Origin of the sequence: Pedobacter sp. (genome assembly GCF_045628745.1) — a bacterium.
GTDB lineage: Bacteria > Bacteroidota > Bacteroidia > Sphingobacteriales > Sphingobacteriaceae > Pedobacter.
Genome location: NZ_JAZQPU010000143.1, coordinates 1 through 3,666, shown reverse-complemented (window position 1 = coordinate 3,666; position 3,666 = coordinate 1). Strand labels below are relative to the sequence as shown.

The 3,666-nt window shown below is 39.0% G+C and carries 3 protein-coding genes; 1 reads left to right on the top strand and 2 read right to left on the bottom strand.

Translation table 11 applies throughout. The features are described from left to right. Positions 1-633: 633 nt before the first annotated feature. Together atpC and atpD are read right to left on the bottom strand one after the other, a co-directional pair. The gene (gene atpC / locus ACR2F7_RS05965) at positions 634-876 is read right to left on the bottom strand and encodes an ATP synthase F1 subunit epsilon (protein ID WP_432712669.1); all 243 of its coding nucleotides are present in this window, start codon (positions 874-876) and stop codon (positions 634-636) included. Positions 877-899: 23 nt separating this feature from the next. Beyond that, complete coding sequence (gene atpD / locus ACR2F7_RS05960; protein WP_432712668.1) at positions 900-2,405, bottom strand: F0F1 ATP synthase subunit beta; 1,506 nt, start codon at positions 2,403-2,405, stop codon at positions 900-902. 182 nt (positions 2,406-2,587) lie between these two features. On the opposite strand from atpD, the gene ACR2F7_RS05955 reads away from it, so the two are divergent. Continuing rightward, on the top strand, positions 2,588-3,499 hold the full coding sequence (locus ACR2F7_RS05955; protein ID WP_432712667.1) for an SDR family oxidoreductase: 912 nt from the start codon (positions 2,588-2,590) through the stop codon (positions 3,497-3,499). The last annotated feature ends 167 nt before the right edge of the window (positions 3,500-3,666 follow it).

Genomic DNA, 3,666 nt, shown 5'->3' with positions numbered 1-3,666 from the left:
TCAAATGCAGCATAGCCATAATGTAAAGACTGGCTGTATAAATCCGTATGGGCATCAGTTGCCTTCACGAATGAGCCATTTACATAAATTACTGTTTGATTATTATAGTATTGCATGGTTTCCCTGAGCTATTTGGTAAATTCTTTTTTTATTAAAAAGGCGCCTCTGTTGGGAGGCGCTTTTATTTTTTTTAAATACTCTTTTACAGCGCCTTGTACTCCTGGTTTAGCAGCAGTAAGTTTAGGTTGATAATGACTGTGTTGAAGCCTGTAGCAGGAGTATTCATTTTGTGGTTCCTTTTATTAATTTCTATAAATCCAATTTACTTTTTGGCAGGGGTAATCACAATAGCTGCGGAAAATAATTGAAAAAAAAATTTAATTTGGAGGAAGCCTTAAATTTGCCCCTTAGATTTTGTGAAACTGGGCTATTAAATAGTAATGACGGCTAAAAGTAGACCAAATATGATTTCGGTATACGGTATGCATGTTATGCAGGCATATTAATTTTGGGACAATTCGGCGTAAAATCACGAAGAGTGCTAAAAAAAATTGAAAATAAGCAAGATTTTGAGCAAAAAAAAACAGCCCATCTTATCAGGTAAGATGGGCTGTTTTTGTAAAAGATTAGCGATTAAGCAACACCTTCGGCTAAAACAATAATTTTGTTTTTTAAAACCTCCACAACACCACCTTTAATAATAAAGGTTTGTTCGTTGGTTTTGCTTTTAATAATTACTGGTCCGTCCTCTAAAGTAGAGATGATGGGTGCATGGTCATGAAGAATCTGGAAAGATCCCATGGTACCAGGCACAGTAACCGCAGTTACTTCACCTTCGAAGACTTTTTTATCTGGTGTTAAAATTTCTAATGTCATATATATTATAATATACGCTTAAATTAAGCGTTTGCTTCCGCTAATATTTTCTTACCTTTTTCTATAGCTTCTTCAATACCACCTACAAGGTTGAAAGCTGCTTCAGGATATTCATCAACTTCACCATCCATAATCATGTTAAATGCTTTGATGGTTTCTTTAATGTCTACCAATACACCTTTTAAGCCAGTGAATTGTTCAGCAACGTGGAAAGGCTGAGATAAGAAACGTTGAACACGACGAGCACGGTGAACCGTTAATTTATCTTCTTCAGATAACTCATCCATACCTAGAATAGCAATAATATCTTGCAATTCTTTGTAGCGTTGTAGAATTTCTTTAACACGTTGAGCACAGTTGTAATGTTCATCGCCTAAAACTGCTGGAGATAAGATACGAGAAGTAGAATCCAATGGATCTACTGCAGGATAGATACCTAGCTCAGAGATTTTACGAGAAAGTACAGTAGTAGCATCAAGGTGGGCAAACGTTGTAGCCGGAGCCGGGTCAGTTAAATCATCCGCAGGAACGTAAACGGCCTGAACAGAAGTAATTGATCCACGTTTGGTTGAAGTAATACGCTCTTGCATTAAGCCCATCTCTGTTGCCAAAGTTGGTTGGTAACCTACTGCAGAAGGCATACGACCTAAAAGAGCCGAAACTTCAGAACCCGCTTGAGTGAAACGGAAGATATTATCAACGAAGAATAAGATATCTTTACCAGCGCCTTCACCTTCACCATCACGGAAATATTCCGCAACTGTTAATCCTGATAATGCTACACGAGCACGTGCACCAGGAGGCTCGTTCATTTGACCGAACACCAATGTTGCTTTAGATTCTTTTAATTTTTCGGTATCAACTTTAGATAAATCCCATCCGCCTTTTTCCATGGAATGAAGGAATTCATCACCATAGTTAATTACACCAGATTCGATAAACTCACGTAAAAGGTCATTACCTTCACGAGTACGCTCACCAACACCAGCAAATACAGAAAGACCAGCATGCGCTTTAGCGATGTTGTTTACCAGCTCCATAATAAGAACTGTTTTACCTACACCAGCACCACCAAACAAACCGATTTTACCACCTTTAGCATAAGGCTCTAATAAATCGATAACTTTAATACCGGTGTAAAGAACTTCAATTTCAGTAGATAAATCTTCAAATTTAGGCGGAGCATTGTGAATCGGCTTACCGTTGGTTTTATCGATAGTGTTAATACCATCAATAGCATCACCAACAACGTTGAATAAGCGACCTTTAATTTGCTCACCAACGGGCATTTTAATAGGTGCACCAGAATCCAGCACATCCATGCCGCGAACTAAACCATCGGTAGAGTCCATTGCAATTGCACGTACCCGGTCTTCACCAAGGTGCTGCTGAACTTCTAAAACGATCTTTTGTCCGTTTTCTTTTGTAATCTCTAAAGCCGAGAAAATTTTAGGTAAATGAGCATCAATAGCAAAACTCACGTCAACTACCGGTCCTATAATCTGCGCTATTTTTCCAATGTTAGGCATATATTGTTTGGGGTAAAATTATAAATATCAAAATGTTAAAGGTGTTTTTACACCCTTCAATTTGGTTCGCAAAGCTAAGAGTTTTCCACCTATTTTTTATATATAAATAAAAAGTTTTTCAACAGTTTTTTTATTGATAGTTTAGGGAGTACAAGATTATCAAACAAAATCGTTCCATACCCATGAAAACCATACTTGTAACAGGGAGTAATGGCCTTTTAGGTCAGAAGATCACTGAAAACATCATCTCCAAAAAACAGTTTATTTTAATAGCCACTTCAAAAGGAGCGAACCGTTTTTTGCCCCATCCTGAATATATCTATGAACCGATGGACATTCTTGACCCCGAGAATGTGAAAGCAGTGGTCGAAAAATACAAACCCGATGCAATTATCCATACGGCGGCAATGACTAATGTTGATACCTGTGAAGCTAACAAGGAGCAGGCCTATGCGCTCAATGTGACGGCTGTGCAAACTTTAGTTAGTGTTTGCGAAGAGTGGCAAGTCCAATTGATCCATTTGTCTACAGATTTTGTGTTTGATGGTGCCGCTGGTCCATATGATGAACTTGCTGCAACAAACCCATTAAGTTATTATGGCGAAACCAAAGTGCAGGCAGAAGAGCTGGTTAAAAAAGCAAGTTGCCCCTGGGTGATCGTCAGAACGATTCTTGTTTATGGGATTCTTGCAGACATGAGCAGGAGCAACATTGTATTATGGGCTAAGGGAGCACTGGAAAAGGGCGAGCCAATCAATATAGTGAACGACCAGTGGCGCATGCCCACCTTGGCAGAAGATCTTGCCGAAGCTTGTTTATTAGCCGTAGCAAAAAATGCCCGGGGCATTTACCATGTGAGTGGCAAAGACATGATGAGCATTGTTGAACTGGTGAAGCGTGTGGCTGCCTATTTTAACCTTGATACGAGTTTAATCAGGGAGGTGAGCAGTGAGAGCTTGAACCAAACTGCGCGCAGGCCTAAAAAAACCGGATTTATCCTTGACAAGACCATCGTTGACCTAGACTACCAGCCTCATGGTTTTGAAGAGGGCATTGCTTTACTGGAGCAACAAATTGCTGAATTGGCGAAGTAATAGGAGGATTTTTTGACTGAAGGCTTGTATCTTCAACTTATATTTACAGCATAACATTATAAAACAATAACTATGGCATTACAGGTAGGAGCTAAAGCTCCAGATTTTAAATTATTCAGTTCAGAACTGAAAGAGGTTTCATTAAGTGACTATAAAGGCAAAAAAGT

Coding starts and splice junctions, on each gene's coding strand:
- atpC (WP_432712669.1), bottom strand. CDS start 876: ATGACATTAGAAATTTTAACACCAGATAAAAAAGTCTTCGAAGGTGAA.
- atpD (WP_432712668.1), bottom strand. CDS start 2,405: ATGCCTAACATTGGAAAAATAGCGCAGATTATAGGACCGGTAGTTGAC.
- ACR2F7_RS05955 (WP_432712667.1), top strand. CDS start 2,588: ATGAAAACCATACTTGTAACAGGGAGTAATGGCCTTTTAGGTCAGAAG.